General features: G+C 71.5%; 14 protein-coding genes and 1 pseudogene. 5 read left to right on the top strand and 10 right to left on the bottom strand.

All coding sequences use genetic code 11. From position 1 onward, the window contains the following. Together ABD879_RS21260 and ABD879_RS21255 are read right to left on the bottom strand one after the other, a co-directional pair. Nucleotides 1-450 (bottom strand): annotated as a pseudogene (locus tag ABD879_RS21260) (hypothetical protein); the annotation flags it as partial. 6 nt (nucleotides 451-456) lie between these two features. Next, entirely contained in the window at nucleotides 457-2,037 is a 1,581-nt protein-coding gene (locus ABD879_RS21255; RefSeq protein WP_345023266.1) for an NsdA family TPR-like regulatory protein, read from the bottom strand. A gap of 477 nt (nucleotides 2,038-2,514) precedes the next feature. On the opposite strand from ABD879_RS21255, the gene ABD879_RS21250 reads away from it, so the two are divergent. The 3 genes from ABD879_RS21250 (at nucleotide 2,515) to ABD879_RS21240 (ending at nucleotide 5,187) form a co-directional block, all read left to right on the top strand. Next, entirely contained in the window at nucleotides 2,515-2,922 is a 408-nt protein-coding gene (locus ABD879_RS21250) for a hypothetical protein (protein WP_345023265.1), read from the top strand. 833 nt (nucleotides 2,923-3,755) lie between these two features. Continuing rightward, nucleotides 3,756-4,748 carry a mechanosensitive ion channel family protein gene (locus ABD879_RS21245; RefSeq protein ID WP_345023264.1) on the top strand — a complete coding sequence of 331 codons (993 nt, stop codon included), beginning with the start codon at nucleotides 3,756-3,758 and terminating at the stop codon, nucleotides 4,746-4,748. Between the two features lie 58 nt (nucleotides 4,749-4,806). Continuing rightward, a complete protein-coding gene (locus ABD879_RS21240) occupies nucleotides 4,807-5,187 on the top strand; it encodes a globin (RefSeq protein ID WP_345023263.1) in 381 nt (126 codons plus the stop codon). A 75-nt stretch (nucleotides 5,188-5,262) separates the two neighbouring features. Here ABD879_RS21240 and ABD879_RS21235 read toward each other — a convergent pair whose 3' ends face one another. The 5 genes from ABD879_RS21235 to ABD879_RS21215 all read right to left on the bottom strand — a co-directional run bounded on the left by ABD879_RS21235 (nucleotide 5,263) and on the right by ABD879_RS21215 (nucleotide 8,947). After that, nucleotides 5,263-6,705 carry a S28 family serine protease gene (locus ABD879_RS21235; RefSeq protein ID WP_345023262.1) on the bottom strand — a complete coding sequence of 481 codons (1,443 nt, stop codon included), beginning with the start codon at nucleotides 6,703-6,705 and terminating at the stop codon, nucleotides 5,263-5,265. Between the two features lie 168 nt (nucleotides 6,706-6,873). After that, on the bottom strand, nucleotides 6,874-7,095 hold the full coding sequence (locus ABD879_RS21230) for a hypothetical protein (RefSeq protein ID WP_345023261.1): 222 nt from the start codon (nucleotides 7,093-7,095) through the stop codon (nucleotides 6,874-6,876). Nucleotides 7,096-7,152: 57 nt separating this feature from the next. After that, nucleotides 7,153-7,593: an acyl-CoA thioesterase gene (locus tag ABD879_RS21225; protein ID WP_345023260.1), complete on the bottom strand. Its 441-nt coding sequence runs from the start codon at nucleotides 7,591-7,593 to the stop codon at nucleotides 7,153-7,155. A gap of 77 nt (nucleotides 7,594-7,670) precedes the next feature. Then, on the bottom strand, nucleotides 7,671-8,381 hold the full coding sequence (locus tag ABD879_RS21220) for a hypothetical protein (RefSeq protein WP_345023259.1): 711 nt from the start codon (nucleotides 8,379-8,381) through the stop codon (nucleotides 7,671-7,673). Next, entirely contained in the window at nucleotides 8,378-8,947 is a 570-nt protein-coding gene (locus tag ABD879_RS21215) for an RNA polymerase sigma factor (RefSeq protein ID WP_345023258.1), read from the bottom strand. The genes ABD879_RS21220 and ABD879_RS21215 overlap by 4 nt, the downstream gene beginning before the upstream one ends. A gap of 560 nt (nucleotides 8,948-9,507) precedes the next feature. On the opposite strand from ABD879_RS21215, the gene ABD879_RS21210 reads away from it, so the two are divergent. Beyond that, nucleotides 9,508-9,984, top strand: a complete 477-nt coding sequence (locus ABD879_RS21210) for a MerR family transcriptional regulator (protein WP_345023257.1) — start codon at nucleotides 9,508-9,510, stop codon at nucleotides 9,982-9,984. 639 nt (nucleotides 9,985-10,623) lie between these two features. Continuing rightward, nucleotides 10,624-12,288, top strand: a complete 1,665-nt coding sequence (ettA, locus tag ABD879_RS21205; protein WP_345023256.1) for an energy-dependent translational throttle protein EttA — start codon at nucleotides 10,624-10,626, stop codon at nucleotides 12,286-12,288. A gap of 180 nt (nucleotides 12,289-12,468) precedes the next feature. Here the strand turns inward: ettA and ABD879_RS21200 are convergent, their stop codons facing one another. From ABD879_RS21200 to ABD879_RS21190, 3 genes are all read right to left on the bottom strand, one after another. Continuing rightward, entirely contained in the window at nucleotides 12,469-13,758 is a 1,290-nt protein-coding gene (locus tag ABD879_RS21200; protein ID WP_345023255.1) for a GGDEF domain-containing protein, read from the bottom strand. 1,284 nt (nucleotides 13,759-15,042) lie between these two features. Beyond that, entirely contained in the window at nucleotides 15,043-15,456 is a 414-nt protein-coding gene (locus tag ABD879_RS21195; RefSeq protein ID WP_345023254.1) for a RidA family protein, read from the bottom strand. A 194-nt stretch (nucleotides 15,457-15,650) separates the two neighbouring features. Further along, nucleotides 15,651-16,565, bottom strand: coding sequence for an STM4015 family protein (locus tag ABD879_RS21190; protein WP_345023253.1), 915 nt, complete (start codon nucleotides 16,563-16,565; stop codon nucleotides 15,651-15,653). Nucleotides 16,566-16,945 lie beyond the last annotated feature (380 nt).

Here is a 16,945-nt window from a genome sequence, read left to right as displayed (position 1 = left end):
GGCCGGCTCGGCGGCCGGCGGGCCGGCGCCGGGCGGCCGGTCTCGGGCGAGCAGCGCCGCGTCGGCGGCGCGCAGGCCGCCCATGGCGACGATCTCCCCGTCCAGTTCCCCGACGAGGAACTCGCCGCCGTCGCACAGGTAGATCTCCTCCATGCGGAACAGGTCGTGCTCGTAGTAGACGCCGTCGCCGGGCCGCAGCCCCACCTGGGCGAGCCCCTCGCGGTGCAGGGCGAGCACCGTCGCGTGGTCGCCGTCGCGGTAGCGGCGCAGCCTGAGCCGCCCGAGGCTCCATTCCGGCGGTTCGCTCCGGAGCCGGACCAGGCTCCGGAGCGAACCGGCCCCCGCTGCCTCGCCGCCCCGGGCGCGTCCCGTCGCAGGCCGCCCGCCGACGCCCGTGCCGTGCGCGCCGGCACCGGACCTCGGGACGGTGCCGCCGTGTGCCGCCGCCATGGCGGATCACACCTGCTCGGCCGGGGGGACGGCCGACGGGGCGCCCCCGGCGGCGGGGCTCTTGACCGACGGCGCCGCCAGGGCCTCGTAGAACTCGTGCAGCTGCTGCATCTCGCCGTGCTTGTCGCGCACGGCGGCGCCGAGCTGGCGCGCGCGGTGCACCAGGATGTCGGAGCGGTGCTCGCCCGGCAGCTCGGTGATGGCGTTCTGCGCCTCCTGCAGCGCCGCGTCCGGATGGCCCGCCTGCAACTTGCAGGCGGCCCGGTCGAGGCGGACCAGGGTCAGGTCCACGTGGTCGCTGGGCGAGTACAGGGTCAGCGCGCGGCTGAGGACCTCGTCGCCGTGCCGGTGGTCGCCCAGGCTGGTGAGGGTGTCGCCCTCGTAGAACGTCAGCTGCCGCTCGGTGAACCCGAACACCAGGTCGCCGGTGTTGTCCTTGGGCAGCTGGTCGAACACGGCGCGGCCGCGCACCAGGGCCCGGCGGGCGCTGGGGGCGGCGTCGCCGCGCCCGCGCAGGGCCAGCATGCCGAGGGCGCGCGCCTCCACGGCGGGCGCCATCGCACCCGCCACGCTGGGCGCGCGGCCCGCGAGGTCCTGCGCCTTGCGCGCCAGCTGGAGGGCCTCGCGCGGGTCGCCGTAGTACATCGGCACCAGCGACTCGCGCACCGTCACCCAGGCCCGCAGCGCGCGGTCGCCGGTCTCGTCGGCGGCGGTGCGGGCGGTGCGGAAGAACGACCGCGCCAGCCGGTGGTCCCCCAGGTTGATCATGATGAGCCCGGACAGCCCGGCCAGCTGGGCGGCGATGCGGCACAGCCGCTCCTGCAGTTCCACCGGCTGCCGCCGGTCGCACATGCGGCGCACCTCGCTGAAGTCCAGCAGCACGTCGCACAGCATCCGCAGCGAGGGCGTGGCCTGGTACTGGCGGCCGTAGGCGAGCGTGGTCTCCTCCCACTGGTCGAGCATCGTCGACGAGACCGTCGCGTTGACCAGGGTGTCGTCCATCTTGCGCCGGATGCCGTCCACCGCCCCGAGGAACTGGCCGTCCAGCGTCACGCCCGTCCCGGCCAGCAGCTGCAGAAGGGTCCTCCGAAGCACGATGTCCTCCTCTCCCACATCGATGGGCGCGGGCCCGTCGGCGCGGTCCGGCCCCCGCGGATCGTTGACCGTTATCCACTGGCGGTCGTCCGGCCGCGGGACGACCGCTCCTACGAGGGCGTCGGCCTCCCCGTCCGGCCCCGGCGCGGCAGCGGGGGCGGGGCGCCCGTCCGCGGCGGCGACGGCGGGGCGGACGGCGTGACCACGGCCGCAGATGCAGGGGCTCTGGTAGCCGAGATCGTCGGGTTCCACCCGGTAGACGGCGCACAGGTAGTGGAGGTATTCGGGGCCGGGCCGCTTGTAGCCGCTCTCATAGGCCGACAGCAGCGTCTCCCCGAGCCGGGGCGGCGCCTTGCCGTCCAGTTCGTACAGGGCCCGGACCTGGGCGACGATGTCGGACAGCGAGACCCCGTGGGACAGCCGGTGCGCCTTGATCCGGCTGGTGCCGAACAGCGGTCCGCACTGGTCGTGGATTTCCCGCGCGATCTGCACGGGCGAACGGTCGTGCGCGAGACCCCGCGCGCGTATTTGGCGCGCTATGTCGGTTTCCTTGCGTGGGGGGTCCGACATCGTTTTCCGGCCTCCTCACCGCACGGCGCCGGATGATCATCAAGGATCGTCCCGGAGCCGTGGCGACCGGCGTTTGCAATGACCACGGGTGATGATTTCTTGCGCACGCAGCGTAACCCTGGCGCCGGGGCAGGCCAAGCCATTTCCCGCAAACGCGAACGGATCGTGTGTGGGCGGCGATCTGCCGGTAGAGATTCTTCCTCCACCGGTGAACGTCCGTCGCCCAAGGACGGCCCAATCCGGGACTTCGCGAGACAGCCGCCTCTTGACCGGCCACCGTGAGAGTTGCAATTCTCACGGCGAGCGACAGCACCGATCCGCAGAGTTCGATCACTTCGAGCCCAGGGGAAGCGTCCGGTCGGTCCTCGTCGCGGCTCGATCGACAGAGGGGGTGCCCGGGTGGTCAGCGACGAACGCGTCGGCTACCTCAGGGAGCTTGAACAGGAACTCGACACGCGCGGGCTGGTCGCCCGGGTGGTGCGCACCCGCTCGGGCCCGGTGTTCCTGCGGGTGGTCAACCCCGAGGCGGCCAGCCTGGCGGAGGACGTCACCTGCGCGCCCGCCCCCGAGTCGCCGGACCACTACTACTGGTGGTCCTGGGGCGAGCGCATGCACCGGGTGGACGACCCGTGCGGCGCCGCCGTCAAACTCGAGCGCGTGCTGCAGCCGCTTTCCGAGGAGTCACGCCGCGAAACTCGCGGTAAAACTGGCGACGAAAATTGCGTCCAGACCCGCGACCCGGAGAGGCAGGGACTCCGGGGCCGCGGTCCGGACCCGGCCGGGAAGTGGCCCAACCGCCACGCCTAGCCGGGACACCGCCTCGTGGGGTCCGCGGCCTGGCGCGGAGGCCGCGGACCCCACGAGGTTCCGGACCATCCTCCACCGCCGCTCTTCCCGACCTTCACACACCCCCATCCGGCGCCTCCACACCGGACGGAAGCACACCGCCCCCACCCGGGGCCACGCGTCCGGCGCGGAAGCACCCGGCCAGGCGCTGCCCCCGCAGGCACCCGAAAAGCCTTGCGGGGTCACACAGCCCGACCGCGTGCCCGAATATTGGCACCGCGTCCTTCACCCACCCGATATGCACCGCCTCAGCCGTCACCCTCGGCGGCGGGCGGCACGGAGGCACGCCGCCGGGCGCAGCGTCCGTGGGCACACCGGTGGCCGCGTCTGGGTCCGCCTGCACGGATGAACGTCGGCATCGCAGCCTTCGTCGGCCCAACATGCGCCACCCCGGCCACCACACCCCGGCGCAACCCGGCCGGGCATGGCACGGATCGCACTCCCCCGGCCCGCGCGGCTGAACGTCGCCATGGCGGCCTTCATCCGCCCGACCGCCACTTCCCGACGCAGCCCGGACGGAAGGCAGCCGACCAGACGCAGCGCCCGCGGATGCACTGACAGGTCCCCGGGGCCCGTGCGGCTGGATGTCGGCGTTGCGGCGCCGTCCGGAGAGGGGGCCGCGGCGGCCGTTGCCGGTGGGGTTAGGGCATGGTCGCCGAGGTGGGAACGCCGCGCGGCGTCGCTTACGATCGTCGCGGACGCCTCGCCCCCAACGGGGGTGGCCGCAGCGTCCACGCCGCTGACGCCGTGCACCCGCGGCGACGTCGACAACCTGCCGGGAGGGTCCGACACCTATGCCGCTCAGCCTCCACGCGTCCCTGCCCTGGGCTCAGGACGGCACACCCGAGCAGGCGTGCCAGAGCCAGGACCCCAGCGTCGCCTGCCGGCTGGTATGGGGCATCTCCCACAACGAGGGTTTCACCCGGTTCTTCAAGACCTGGCTGGACCGGCCCCTCTACCTGATCCTCACGATCATCGTCACGCTGGCGGTGGCGCTGCTGCTGCGCTCGATGGCGCACCGCATGATCACCCGCATCACGCTGCGGATGGCCGAGAGCACCATGTCGGAGAAGGTCCGCGAGCGGACCCGCACGGTGTTCGACGGGTCGCCGGCGCTGCTCAACCAGCGGCGGGCCCAGCGCGCCAAGACGGTGGGGTCGGTGCTGCGCAGCATCGCCTCGATCGTGATCATGGGGACCGCGCTGTTCAGCATCCTCGGGCAGATCGGCCTGAACCTCACGCCGGTGCTGGCCAGCGCCACGGTGATCGGCGCGGCGGTGGGCTTCGGCGCGCAGAACATCGTCAAGGACGTGCTGGCGGGGCTGTTCATGCTGCTGGAGGACCAGTACGGCGTCGGCGACGTGATCGACGTGGGCAGCGCCAAGGGCACCGTCGAGGCGGTCACCCTGCGGGTCACCCGGATGCGGGACGTCAACGGGGTGGTGTGGTACGTCCCCAACGGGGAGATCAAGAAGGTCGGCAACGAGTCCCAGAACTGGGGCCGCGCCGTGCTCGACATCCCCGTGGACATCCACGAGGACACCGAGAAGGTCAGCCAGATCCTCAAGAACACCGCCGACGCGCTGGCCGCCGCCCCGGCCTGGGAGGAGCTCATCCTGGAGGAGCCGTCGGTGTGGGGCGTGCAGGCGCTGGCCGGCGACGCCATGGTCATCCGCGTGGTGCTCAAGACCGCCCCCGGACGGCAGGGCGACGTCGCCCGCGAGCTGCGCGAGCGCGTCAAGAAGGCGTTCGACGAGGCGGGCGTGTCCGTCGCCACCCCCGCCTAGTCGGGCGGCCGGGGTGCGCCGTGTGAAATAGGCTGGACGCGCTATGGCTGACCAACAGGTGACCTTTTTCGAAGCGGTCGGCGGCGAGGAGACCTTCCGGCGCCTGGTCCACCGCTTCTACCAGGGCGTCGCGGAGGACCCCCTGCTCCGTCCCCTCTACCCGGAGGAGGATCTCGGCCCGGCCGAGGAGAGGCTGCGGCTGTTCCTCATCCAGTACTGGGGCGGCCCGAACACCTACAGCCAGCGGCGCGGGCATCCGCGGCTGCGCATGCGGCACGCCCCGTTCGTGATCGGCGAGGCCGAGCGCGACGCGTGGCTGAAGCACATGCGCGACGCCGTCGACGAGCTGGACCTGCCCGAGCACCTCGACGAGATGCTGTGGAAGTACCTGACCATGGCCGCGCACAGCCTGGTCAACGCGCCCGTCTCAGGACAGTAGGGCGGGGCGTCCGCCCCGGAGAAGGCAACGGGACCGCCCCCGTGGGACGGTCCCGCGTCCGGGCGTGGCCGAAGGTCACAGCGGCGGGCGCCGCTCCAGCATCGGGTCGGTGGCGTCCGACGGCGTGCGCACCGCGGTGTCGGCCTGGGGCGCGGCGACGTCCGCCCAGCGCAGCAGGTCGGCGACGGCCTTGGTGCGCTGCCCGGCGGGCAGCCGGTCGATGAGGCGGCCGCTGTGGTTCATGCCGGGCGCCACGTACACCGCCGAGTCACGGCTGCCGCGGCCCAGGCGGAACGGCTTGGCGCCCCACGGGTCGTTCTCCCCGTAGAGGAACATCATGTGCTCGGCGTTGCCGCGCACCCAGCGGTCGATGTCCCGCATGGCCCGGCCGCCGTCGTAGCGCATGCGGATGTCGCGCGGCACGTACGTGCGCGGCTGGTAGCCGTCCTCGTACCGCAGCAGGGGGCGCAGGTGCCAGAACTGCGGCGTGGGCCAGCCGAGCTGGGTGCCCGCCTGGTAGTAGTACGGAATGTACGGGGCGAGGCCCTGGTCGGTGTAGAACGAGACGCCGGCGATGGCGTCCAGGCTCTGGTAGAGGACGTCGTCGGAGGCGTCCAGCGCGGGCAGAGCGGCGCAGTCGGACTGCAGCCGGTACTGCCAGAAGCCCCACTCGTAGTCCATGACGGAGTTCTCGAACGCCCGGTCGGGGCTGCCGAGGAGCTCGAACGTCCAGCCGTTCTCCGCCGCGTCGGCCTTGAGGCGCTGCAGCATCGCCGGGCGGCGCTTGAGGATCTCCCGGGCCAGGCTCTTCACGTGCGTGCGGCACCGGGCGTCGGTGCCGACCGTGGCGAAGAAGCGGTCGTAGGCCGAGTCGTCGTCGTTGTCGTGGTCGTTGGGCGCCACGTACACGACGCTGCCGTCGACGTCGCCCGGGTAGAAGCGCTTGTGGTAGACGGCGGTCATGCCGCCCTTGCTGCCGCCGGTGGAGATCCACCGCCCCGTGTAGATCTCCTTGAGGGCGGTGATCAGGCGGTGCTCGTCGGTGGCGGCCTGCCAGATGGTGTCCTTGGTCCAGTCGGCCGGCTCGGGCCGGGACGGCGTGAAGTAGCGGTGCTCCAGGGAGATCTGGTTGCCGTCCACCAGCGCGGTCGGCTCGGACCGGAACATCGTCTCGGGGGTGTTGTAGCCGCTGGTGTAGAGCACCATCGGCCGGTCCTCGGACTTGTGCTGCAGCAGGACGCGCTGCTCGAACCACTGGCCGTGCGGCCGCCGGTGGTCGACGGGCTGCCGGTAGGTCAGCCAGAACCAGCGGTAGCCGGGAAGGGTCGAGGCCTTCTCCTCCACCGTCATCCCGGGGATGGCGCGCAGCCGCGCTGCGATGTCGGCCGTCGCCGTACGGGCCTGGGCCGACCGGGCCGCCGCCGCGCCGGCCGGCGCCGCCGACGCCGTGCCGGCCGCCGCGATGAGACCGCCCGCGGCCAGCAGTATCGCCACCGCCCCGCGCGAGAAGCGCCGCATCTCTTCCCTTCCCGTCGATCACCACGATTCGCGGGGCGACAGTAGACGGGAAAGGCAGGTGAAAAGGGACTCCTGTACCGCTTGTTACACATCCGTGACGGGCGCGTCGCGGGCATCCGCAACGGGAACACGGCGGGACATCGGACCGGCCCGCCGCGGGGATGCGGCTCAGATGCGGCCGCCGGAGAGGAAATGCGCGACCAGCCATCCGAGTCCGAGCACCAGCACCAGCCGGCGCAACTGCCATCCGGCCGGCTTGCCGCGCACGGCGAACGCATCCCAGACCAGTTCGGAGAGGGTGTCACCGGGCCGCCGGTTGAAAACCGCGGGCAGTTCGATGGCGAAGAACATCAGGATCCAGAAGATCCAGGCAGCGAGATAGGGGGACATGAACGCCACCTCGGGGGAGGTTTTCTCTCCCTCTTCACTACCCGTTAAGGGAGATCGTTACCCCAGGTCGGCGGGGTGATAGCGGGAGATGAACTCCCGTTCGCGGGGCGTGAAACGGCGCACCCGGCCCGCCTCCACGTCGAACGCCACCATCACCGAGACGGCGCGCGCGTACACGTGCTCGTCGTCGCGCACCTCGTAGGCCAGCTTGAACGACGCGGCCCGCACCTCGGTGACCCACGACTCCACGCGCACCGGATACACCGACGGCAGCAGCGGCCGGAGATAGTCGATCTCGTGGCGGGCGACGACCATGCCGCGCACCGGCTCCTCGCCCTTGCGCACCGGGTCGCCGTGGAACATCTCCAGCCGCGCGTCCTCCAGGTACCCCAGGAACTTGACGTTGTTGACATGCCCCTGCGAGTCGATGTCGCCGAACCTGATGTGGAATTCGTAGACGTGCCGGACGCCGGCATCGGCGGAGATCTCGCGTTGCATGCCCTCACCCGGGAGTAGCGGACGAACCGGGCCGATCGTATCCACGCCCCGCGACCGCCGCGACGCCGGCCTCCGGGCTACTCCACCGCGGCGAACGGATCGGCCACGTTCCCCACCGGCGTCGCCGCGGCCGCCGCCTTGACCAGCAGGACGAACTCCGCCAGGCACGGCAGGCACTGCGCGGCATGCCGGCTCAGCTCCTGGATCTCCTCCTCCCGCAGCACACCGGTGGCGGGCGTGAAGTCGCGGACGTAGGTGCAGCCGTCGGCGGGCTCGGCCCCGTCCGCCGGCCGCACCGGCACCCGCTGCCGCCGGGTGAACGCCGCCAGCATCTCGTCGATCAGATCCGCGGCCTCGACATGCCCGGCCGCATACGCCTCCGCATACGCCTGCGCGGCCTCGGTGACCAGATGGAACTCCTCCCGCTGAGCGCTGTAGGAGTCACCGGACGCCCGCTCGGCACACCGCCCGGCGAGCAGATCGAGCGTCCGCCCCAACCGCAGCGCCGCGTCGGCGTGGTCGTTGCGCGCGGCGACCCGGTACCACCGGGCGGCCTCCTCCAGCCCGCCCTCCCGGTCGTGCCGCTCGGCCAGCTCGTAGGCCGCCCGCTCCAGCTCCAGGGAGTCCAGGAACGCCGCGTACCGCGCCCTGGCCAGGTCGTCGCGGTGGCGCCTGCGGTAGGCCTCCTCCAGCTCCTGCAGGCCGACGGCGAACTCGGCCTCGGGCATCGCCGCGATCGCGGACGCCGCGTCGGCCAGCAGCCGGTCAAGGTGCTCCTGCTCTTTCACGTCATCCCCTCCGCGCGCGGCGCCGCGGCGGGCCCGGCCGCCGGGCGCAGCAGTTCCGCGAGCCTCCGCCGGGCCCGGTGGACGTGGGTCTTGGCCGCCCCCTCGCTGATCCCGAGGATCTGCGCCACCTCCCCCAGCGGAAACCCCAGCAGGCAGTGCAGGGCGACCGCCTCCCGCTGCCGCCGGGGCAGCGTCCGCACCGCGTTCATCAGGTCGACCCGCTCCTCGGCGCCGCCCCCGTCCACGGCGACCGGCGCGGTGCCGCGCGTCACCATGTCGTCGAGCGAGGTGCACTGCTCCCGCGCCCGCGCCTGCCACCGCCGCAGCATGATCGTCGCGACCCGGAACAGCCAGGCGCCGGGCTTGTCGTAGGTCATCAGCTCGTCCCAGCGGGCGCGCGCGGCCAGCATGCTCTCCTGCGCCACGTCCTCCACCCACCGCGAGTCGGACGTCTGGGCCCGCAGGTATCCGGTCAGCCTCGGCATCCAGTAGCGGTAGAACTCCGCGTACGACCCCAGCGCCTCGCGCCCCGCCCGGTCGGGAGGCTCCTTACCTTCCCGCGTCACCGCGCCACCCCGGTGACGACGCTTCGCCTGGGCTCCCTCCGGACGGCCACCGGGCCGTCCATCCGGACGTGTCGCGGACACCCGCCGAGGGGGACGGCGGATGCTGTCAGAAATCCATGCACGGGCTCTCCTCGGCTCCGGGGGGGTGGCTTGAGACCGTGGACGGCCATTTCCACCTCATCAGTGTTACGCATATGACTGCCACCGGAGCCAGCAAAAGTTGACATCACCCCCAAATCATCCGCGCCGTCGGCCGCGTTACCCAAAACGTGACCGAAATTCGCCACCGCCATCCCCTACAAACCCGACACACCCCCAACAAACCGTCAGACCACACAACCACTCACCACCAACCACCACTCCCCACCAATACCCCCCGAACCAAATTCACTTACGACCACCCGGTCAATTGGTAAATGATCACTTCTAATGCCCGCCTCCCGGCCATCCCCTCCACCGCGCGAAAACAATAACCACTGCCGATCACGCACCGCTCCCCCGCGGCGGCCGCCGCCCGGCCGCGTACCGCTCCGACGTCTCCAGCCGCTTATATGTAGGGGGTGGAGGCGAGCGAGGAGCTGACCATCGGCGAGCTGGCCGAGCGCTTCGGCCTGCCGACGCACGTACTGCGCTTCTGGGAGAGCAAGGGGCTACTGGCACCCGCGCGGCGCGCGGGCGGTCAGCGCACCTATGAACGGGCGGACCTGGAGCGCGTGGCGCTGATCCTCATCGGCAAGGAGGCCGGCTTCACCCTGGCGGAGCTTCGCACGCTGCTGTCCTCTCCCAGCCCGATGGACCATCAAGACCTGCTGCGCCGCCACGCCGAAGAGCTCGAACGCCGCATCGCCCGGGCACGCGCGGCCAAAGAGCTGGTCGAGCACGCGCTCGCCTGCCCGCACGGCTTCGCCGAGTGCGAGCACGCCCGCAAGCAGATCGCGGCCCGCATCCCTCCTGCCCCCGGCCAAGCCTCACCCACCGATGCGCCAGACAGCGGACACCACGACACAAGCACCCCCCGCTGCCACCCGACACGCTGAGCACAGGCCCACAGCCCCGGCCAGCAACAACCGCCAACGCGCCCACACACGGCGCGCCGCGCCTGCGGGCCGCACAGCGCCACCGGCTGGGCCGACAGCCTCAGCCGCAAGTCCGCCACGTCCCCCACACGCCGCACCCACACAACCGTCCCCACTCAAGAAGGGTCCGACCTTCTTCCGAGCCCACGGCCCCCAACCCCATGAGCAGGCAGCAGCACACCCCAGCACCGCCGCCGACAGGCTGAACACAGGCCAGCAGGTCCCACACACCGAGCATGCCGTTTAACCACCGGCTCCAGACGCCGTGTTGTGGCGCATCGGGCCGCAACGGACGTGCCCACATCGCACTGGTCGTGTTGTGTCGTTTGGAAGGCATGTCGCGGCGGGCGGAGCCACTGAGCCGGGGGTCAGGCAGGACTGGCGGGCGCGCCACACCGCGTGGATCAGGGGGCTCGTGGCGCTCGGCGCACGTCGGCTCGCCGAGCGTCGCGTGGAGGGTGCTCGAATGGGGTTCGGGGGGCGATTGGGGTGATGGAGGCAGGGGATCTGCGGGTTGTGGTCCCGCCGGTGGTGATGGGGGGATCGGAACCCTGCTGACGCTGCAACGAACGGTGTGCGGAACCCCCTAGGCTTGACGATATGGCCGAGTACATCTACACGATGCAGCGTGTGCGCAAGGCACATGGCGACAAGGTCGTCCTGGACGACGTCACCCTGCACTTCCTGCCCGGTGCCAAGATCGGCGTGCTGGGGCCGAACGGCACCGGCAAGTCCACGCTGCTGCGGATGATGGCCGGTCTGGAGCAGCCGTCCAACGGCGAGGCGCGGCTGATGCCCGGATACACGGTCGGGCTGCTGCAGCAGGAGCCGCCGCTGAACGAGGCGAAGACCGTCCTCGGCAACGTCGAGGAGGGCGTGGCCGAGACCAAGGCGATGCTCGACCGGTTCAACGAGATCGCCGAGAAGATGGCGACGGACTACTCCGACGAGCTGATGGAGGAGATGGGCAAGCTGCAGGAGCAGCTCGACCATCGCAACGCCTGGGACCTGGACAGCCAGCTCGAGCAGGCCATGGACGCGCTGCGCTGCCCCCCGCCGGACGCCGACGTGACCAAGCTGTCGGGCGGTGAGCGCCGCCGCGTCGCGCTGTGCAAGCTGCTGCTGGAGGCGCCCGACCTGCTGCTGCTGGACGAGCCCACCAACCACCTCGACGCCGAGAGCGTGCAGTGGCTGGAGGGGTACCTGGAGAAGTACGAGGGGACGGTCCTGGCCGTCACCCACGACCGGTACTTCCTCGACAACGTGGCCGGCTGGATCCTCGAGCTCGACCGCGGCCGCTGCTACCCCTACGAGGGCAACTACTCGACCTACCTGGAGAAGAAGGCCGAGCGCCTCAAGGTCGAGGGCAACAAGGACGCCAAGCGCAAGAAGCGCCTGCAGGAGGAGCTGGAGTGGGTCCGCTCCAACCCCAAGGCGCGCCAGGCCAAGAGCAAGGCCCGACTGCAGCGGTACGAGGAGATGGCCGCCGAGGCGGCCAAGACCCGCAAGCTGGACTTCGAGGAGATCCAGATCCCGCCGGGTCCGCGTCTGGGCAACACCGTGATCGTCGCCGAGAACCTCACCAAGGGGTTCGGCGACCGGCTGCTCATGGAGAACCTGTCGTTCAACCTGCCGCCCAACGGCATCGTCGGGGTGATCGGCCCGAACGGCGTCGGCAAGACCACGCTGTTCCGGATGATCGTCGGCGAGGAGCAGCCCGACTCCGGCGCCCTGCGCATCGGCGAGACGGTCAGCGTGTCGTACGTGGACCAGGCGCGCGGCGGCATCGACCCGAACAAGACCGTCTGGGAGGTGGTCTCCGACGGCCTCGACCACATCAAGGTCGGCCAGGTGGAGATGCCGTCGCGGGCGTACGTGGCGGCGTTCGGGTTCAAGGGCCCCGACCAGCAGAAGCCCGCGGGCGTGCTGTCGGGCGGTGAGCGCAACCGGCTGAACCTGGCGCTCACCCTGAAGATCGGCGGCAATGTGCTGCTGCTGGACGAGCCGACCAACGACCTGGACACCGAGACGCTCGGCTCGCTGGAGAAGGCGCTGCTGGAGTTCCCCGGCTGCGCCGTCATCACCTCGCACGACCGGTGGTTCCTGGACCGGATCGCGACCCACATCCTGGCCTGGGAAGAGGGGTCCAGCTGGTTCTGGTTCGAGGGCAACTTCGCCGACTACGAGAAGAACAAGATCGAGCGCCTGGGCGCCGAGGCGGCCCGCCCGCACCGGGTCACCCACCGCAAGCTCACCCGCGACTGATCTTCGGCCGGGATGCGCCCCTGTCCGCCGTCCGGCGGGCAGGGGCGCGTTCGTGTGCGTTTCAGACGGCCGCCGTCATCGCCCCGTGGCGGCGCTCCAGCAACCGCACGGCACCGCGACCGACGGGACCCGTGCCACCGGGCGGCCGTACGCCAGGGAAGGGGCCCCCTGACGCCTGGATCAGCTTTCGGGGGGCTTGGGGCCGTCCACGGCGGGCAGGCAGACGCGGTCGCGGCCGGACTGCTTGGCGCGGTACAGGGCGAGGTCCGCCGCCGCCAGAAGGTCGACCAGGTCTTCGCCGTGCATGCGGAACAGCGCCACCCCCACCGAGATCGTCACGCCGACCGTGCCCTCCTCGGCGGGGACGGCCAGTCGGCGCACCCGTCCGCGCAGGCGTTCGGCGACGCGGCACGCCTCCACGGTGTCGGCGCCCGGCAGCAGCACGACGAACTCCTCGCCGCCGAACCTGCCAACCACGTCGTAGTCGCGCAGCTGGTTGCACAGCGTGCTGGCGACGCCGATCAGCACCTGATCGCCGACCAGATGGCCGTGGGTGTCGTTCACCCGTTTGAAGTAGTCGATGTCGATCAGCAGCAGCGCCACCGGCTCGTGGGTGCGCTGGGCGCGGGACAGCTCGGTGTCGGCCTCGCGCTGCCACGCCGCCGCGTTCAGCAGACCCGTCTTGGCGTCGGTGCGGGCCGCGGCCTGCAACTGCTGGTGCATCAGGCTGCGCTGCAGGAGGACGACGGGCGGCAGGGCCAGGAGCAGCAGCGACAGCGACAGCGCGCTGTTGATCGCCACCATCACGCCGACGCACAGCTCCACCACGTCCAGCAGCAGGTTCTCGCGGTTCCACAGCACCTCCCGCCAGCGGCTCTCGGGGTTGGCCGTGTACGCGGCGACCGCCACCAGCGCGAGGTTGATCACGGTGAACAGCGCGGCGCACCCGATCGCCAGGGGGATGCCGGGATAGCCGTCGATCACCCACGCGGCGCCGTGGACCAGCGGTTCGGGCACGACGAGGTGGAACAGCACCGACGCGCACGCCCCGGCCAGCGCGAGCGCGGAGGTCACCATGACCCTGCGGTAGAACAGGGTGCGCCGGACGCGGAACTGCAGCAGCAGCTGCAACGGGATGGGGAACAGCAGCACGTACACCGGCGGCAGCAGCAGCGCGACCGGCAGCCACCACGCCGACAGCAGGTCCCGCCCCACCCCGGCGGGCATGCCCAGGCGGCGGGACGCCTCGATGCAGACCGCGCCGCAGACCAGCAGCGCCGTGAAGGTGACCAGATCGTGGATGCGGACGGGGGTGGTCAGCACTCCCGCCACGGCCAGCGCCAGGTGAAGGGTGACGACGCCCGACACGTAGACCGCCAGCAGGGGCGGACGCCCCGGCGGCCCTGCTCGTCGCGGCGCGGGCGCCAACTCCCCACCACGATCCTCGGCGGACGACTGCACTGCCGTCATCCTTCCCCCCAATGCATCACGTTGTGTAACACGATAATTGCAACGTGTGCGGGACGGGTTGGAAACCGGCACCTCGGTTGCGCGGCGCCACCGGCGCCGATACGCCGCCTGCGACCGAGGGGCGAACACGCTCTCCCCGGGATCTTCCGGAGGGGAAGAGTCACACACGGCGTTTCACGGATCCGAGCCCGCCGCCCGCCCCGGCGGCGCGGGCGCACCGCCCGGTCCCGGCGGGGCGGATCGACGCCCGGTCATCCCTGCGATCAGGGACGGGACCGGCACCGCACCGGTCTCCCCCGGACCGCCGCGGTGCCCTGAGCCGTCCCGGTTCCCTCGCCCGTCGGGCGGCCGGGAACGGCGTCAATGACGGCGCCGCAAAGACGTGGAACCTGTTCTAGTCGAGCATCCCGGCCCCTGGCGTGGCCGCGGTCGCGCGGCGGACGCTGAGGCCGCGTCCGCGGCTTTGCTCTTTCGCCGCTCGCCGCCCGGCCGCAGATCGAACACCTGCCCTGAAATCACGAGATATTCGTGCGGCGTCGGCCCTTAGGCGTCCTTTTCATCGATGCCCGCGAGGTTAATCCGCATAACGCCCCGCCGCTCCCACGCCCCGGCAGCGGCCCGCCGCCCCGAGCCCGCGCCACCCCACGGACACCAGGCCCCGTCCCTCTGCGCCAGGCAGCCCACCCACGCCTCAGCCATCGGCACCGCCACACGTAGACGCGCACGCTCGGAGCTGGCGCGAAGGCGTACCACTCGTCGGTGCGCACACGCCCAGGTCATGTCCGGTGGATCTTGGTATTCGGCAGTGGTGGAACTTGCGTGTGAGCGGTCGGCAATCGGGCGTCCCCGCTGCCGCCCCGTGGCATCGCCGCCGCTACCGGCGGCCGTGCCGATCAGCAACCGGGACCGCCGCGAACCGGGTGGCGGCCCCGTCGACAGCACGCAGCACCGACGAACACCGCACCAACCGATCCGAAGTGAGGCGCGGCATCGCCACCCGCCACGCCAGGCCCCGCGCGTCACCACCGTGTCGCTGCGAACCCACCATGATTCTCCGGACACGCCTTAGCAGCGCAGGCCCGCATCCGGGCGGCCACCCGCAGCGTTCGATCACGCGACCGTGCCAACGGGCAGCCAGACCCCGCGACCCGTGCGGCAAGGGCCGCTGCGCGGATCCGGCTGATCCGCGCCTACGAGCCAGCGGACCGCCGGGCGCCCTGCGAGGCGTCCGCAGGCTGGGGCGCGGGTATGAACGGTCCGTCGCCGCGCTGCCGCACGGCCTCGTCAACTGGCGGTGGTGGGAAGGACCGCCACGGCCTCCACCTCCACCAGCTGGTCGTCGTAGCCGAGGACGGTGACGCCCAGGAGGGTGCTCGGGACGTCGTGCGAGCCCATGTAGTCGCGGTAGACGTTCCAGGCGGCGACCAGGTCGGCCTGGTCGGAGGAGGCCACGTAGACGGTGGTCTTGACGATGTCGGTCAGGGACGCCCCGGCGCCCTCCAGGGCGGTGATGAGGTTGCGCATCACCTGGTGGGTCTGACCGGCCACGTCGCCCGCCGCGACGGTCTTGCCGTCGGCGTCGAGCGGGCAGGCGCCCGCCACCCAGAGGGTGCGCACCGGGGCGTCGGCGGCGGCGGCGTAGGCGTAGTCGACGGCGGCCAGGTCGTTGTTGCGGATCAACCGGACGGCCGGGGGCATGAGGGCTCCGTTCGTGAGTCTGGCTGTATCGGCTCAACGGGGTTCCTGATCGTCCCATGCGGGCCTGCCGAGTGCGGGAGGGCGCCCGGTGAGCCGACTCGTCACCGGGACATCCGCTCCCGCGGGCGGCCCCGCCGACCGGGTGCGTCGCGATGATCGCGTCGTCGGTGGCGCTGTCCAGCGCGCCTTTGCCGCTACTCGGAGGCCGCGACGTAGAACCAGTCGCCGTCCTCGGGTTCCTGCCGGTCGTCGAGGTTCAGCAGGACGTCCGGCAGGGCCCGCCGTATGCGCTCCATCATCGGCCTGCTGAGGAAGTGGTGGTGCAGGTCGAGGTGGCTCAGGTGGGTGAGCGGCTGCCCGGCCAGCAGCGCCTCCGCCCCCGCGTCGGTCAGCGTGCCCAGGGCCAGGCTGAGCGACTCCAGCCGCGCGACGACCGGGGCGCCCGCCAGCGCCATGGCCATCTGGTCGGCGAGCTCGGAGTCCTCCAGCCCCAGATGCCGCAGCGCCGGGAAGCGCTCGCCGCTCAGGATCGGCGCAAGGTCGGCCACGGTGGCGTTGCCGCCGTAGTCTCCGACGCCCAGCCACAGGTCCAGGTGCTCCAGGTTGGGCAGGTCGCAGGCGCAGACGTCGCGCACGACCTGGGCGGGCAGCCCGCCGGACTCCAGCCGCAGCCGCCGCAGGGCAGGGGCGGCGACCGGCCCCAGCCGCAGGTTCTCGCTGCCGCGCACCTCCAGGGTCTCCAGGCGGGGGAAGATTTCGAGCACAGGGCCGAGGTCGCAGCGCTCGATCCAGGACAGCTCGTACTCCTCGAAGACGATGTCGCCCACGAAAAGGTGGCGCAGCGCGGGCAGCCGATCGGCGGCCTCGGTGAACAGCCCGACCAGGTCGTGCTCGGGTTCGTCCCAGCCGGTGACCAGGTGGGTCACCCGGGTGGTGTCGACGGTGTCCAGGAACTCTCGGAAGACCTCCGTGAAGTCCCGCTTGTCCCGCCTGCCGCCGACCCGCACCCGCCAGGCCGTCGCGGCCGGATCACCGACGGGCTGGGATTCATGCCGGAAGTCGGTCACCGGCAGCCCGGCGAACTGCTGCAGATGGTTGGAGAAGACCATGGGTCCCTTTCGGTCGTCGGACGGCACCTGTCCTACCAGCCGCCGCGGACATCCCGCGGCGACTTCCGCCGAGGCATGCCCGTCCTAAACCAACAGCCCAGCGCAAACGCAACCACCACCACCCGCGAGGCCCCAGCAGAAGTCACCGACATGCCCGAAACGCCTCCGGGCATCGCCGCTGAGAATGCGTCCCGTCGCGGCAGGCGATCTCGACACGGACGCAATCAGCACCACCGCCGAGGTTCCCAGCGGGGCGCAGGCATGCCGGTGGCACGCCCCCAGCGATCCGCCCCACCGAATCAGACAGCCCGCGCGGCCGACACCGCCAGCGCCAGCCGCACGATCTCCGACACGAAGGGCATCGGCACGCTGACGAAACA

Origin of the sequence: Actinomadura keratinilytica, assembly GCF_039539665.1 — a bacterium.
GTDB classification, from domain to species: Bacteria; Actinomycetota; Actinomycetes; order Streptosporangiales; family Streptosporangiaceae; genus Spirillospora; species Spirillospora keratinilytica.
The sequence above is the reverse complement of the archived record's forward strand: the minus strand, read 5'-3'. Positions and strand labels throughout refer to the sequence as shown.

Excerpts from the sequence above, each read along its gene's own strand:
- ABD879_RS21190 (WP_345023253.1), bottom strand. The coding sequence starts at position 16,565 with ATGGTCTTCTCCAACCATCTGCAGCAGTTCGCCGGGCTGCCGGTGACC.
- ABD879_RS21225 (WP_345023260.1), bottom strand. The coding sequence starts at position 7,593 with ATGCAACGCGAGATCTCCGCCGATGCCGGCGTCCGGCACGTCTACGAA.
- ABD879_RS21245 (WP_345023264.1), top strand. The coding sequence starts at position 3,756 with ATGCCGCTCAGCCTCCACGCGTCCCTGCCCTGGGCTCAGGACGGCACA.
- ettA (WP_345023256.1), top strand. The coding sequence starts at position 10,624 with ATGGCCGAGTACATCTACACGATGCAGCGTGTGCGCAAGGCACATGGC.
- ABD879_RS21235 (WP_345023262.1), bottom strand. The coding sequence starts at position 6,705 with ATGCGGCGCTTCTCGCGCGGGGCGGTGGCGATACTGCTGGCCGCGGGC.
- ABD879_RS21195 (WP_345023254.1), bottom strand. The coding sequence starts at position 15,456 with ATGCCCCCGGCCGTCCGGTTGATCCGCAACAACGACCTGGCCGCCGTC.
- ABD879_RS21230 (WP_345023261.1), bottom strand. The coding sequence starts at position 7,095 with ATGTCCCCCTATCTCGCTGCCTGGATCTTCTGGATCCTGATGTTCTTC.
- ABD879_RS21200 (WP_345023255.1), bottom strand. The coding sequence starts at position 13,758 with ATGACGGCAGTGCAGTCGTCCGCCGAGGATCGTGGTGGGGAGTTGGCG.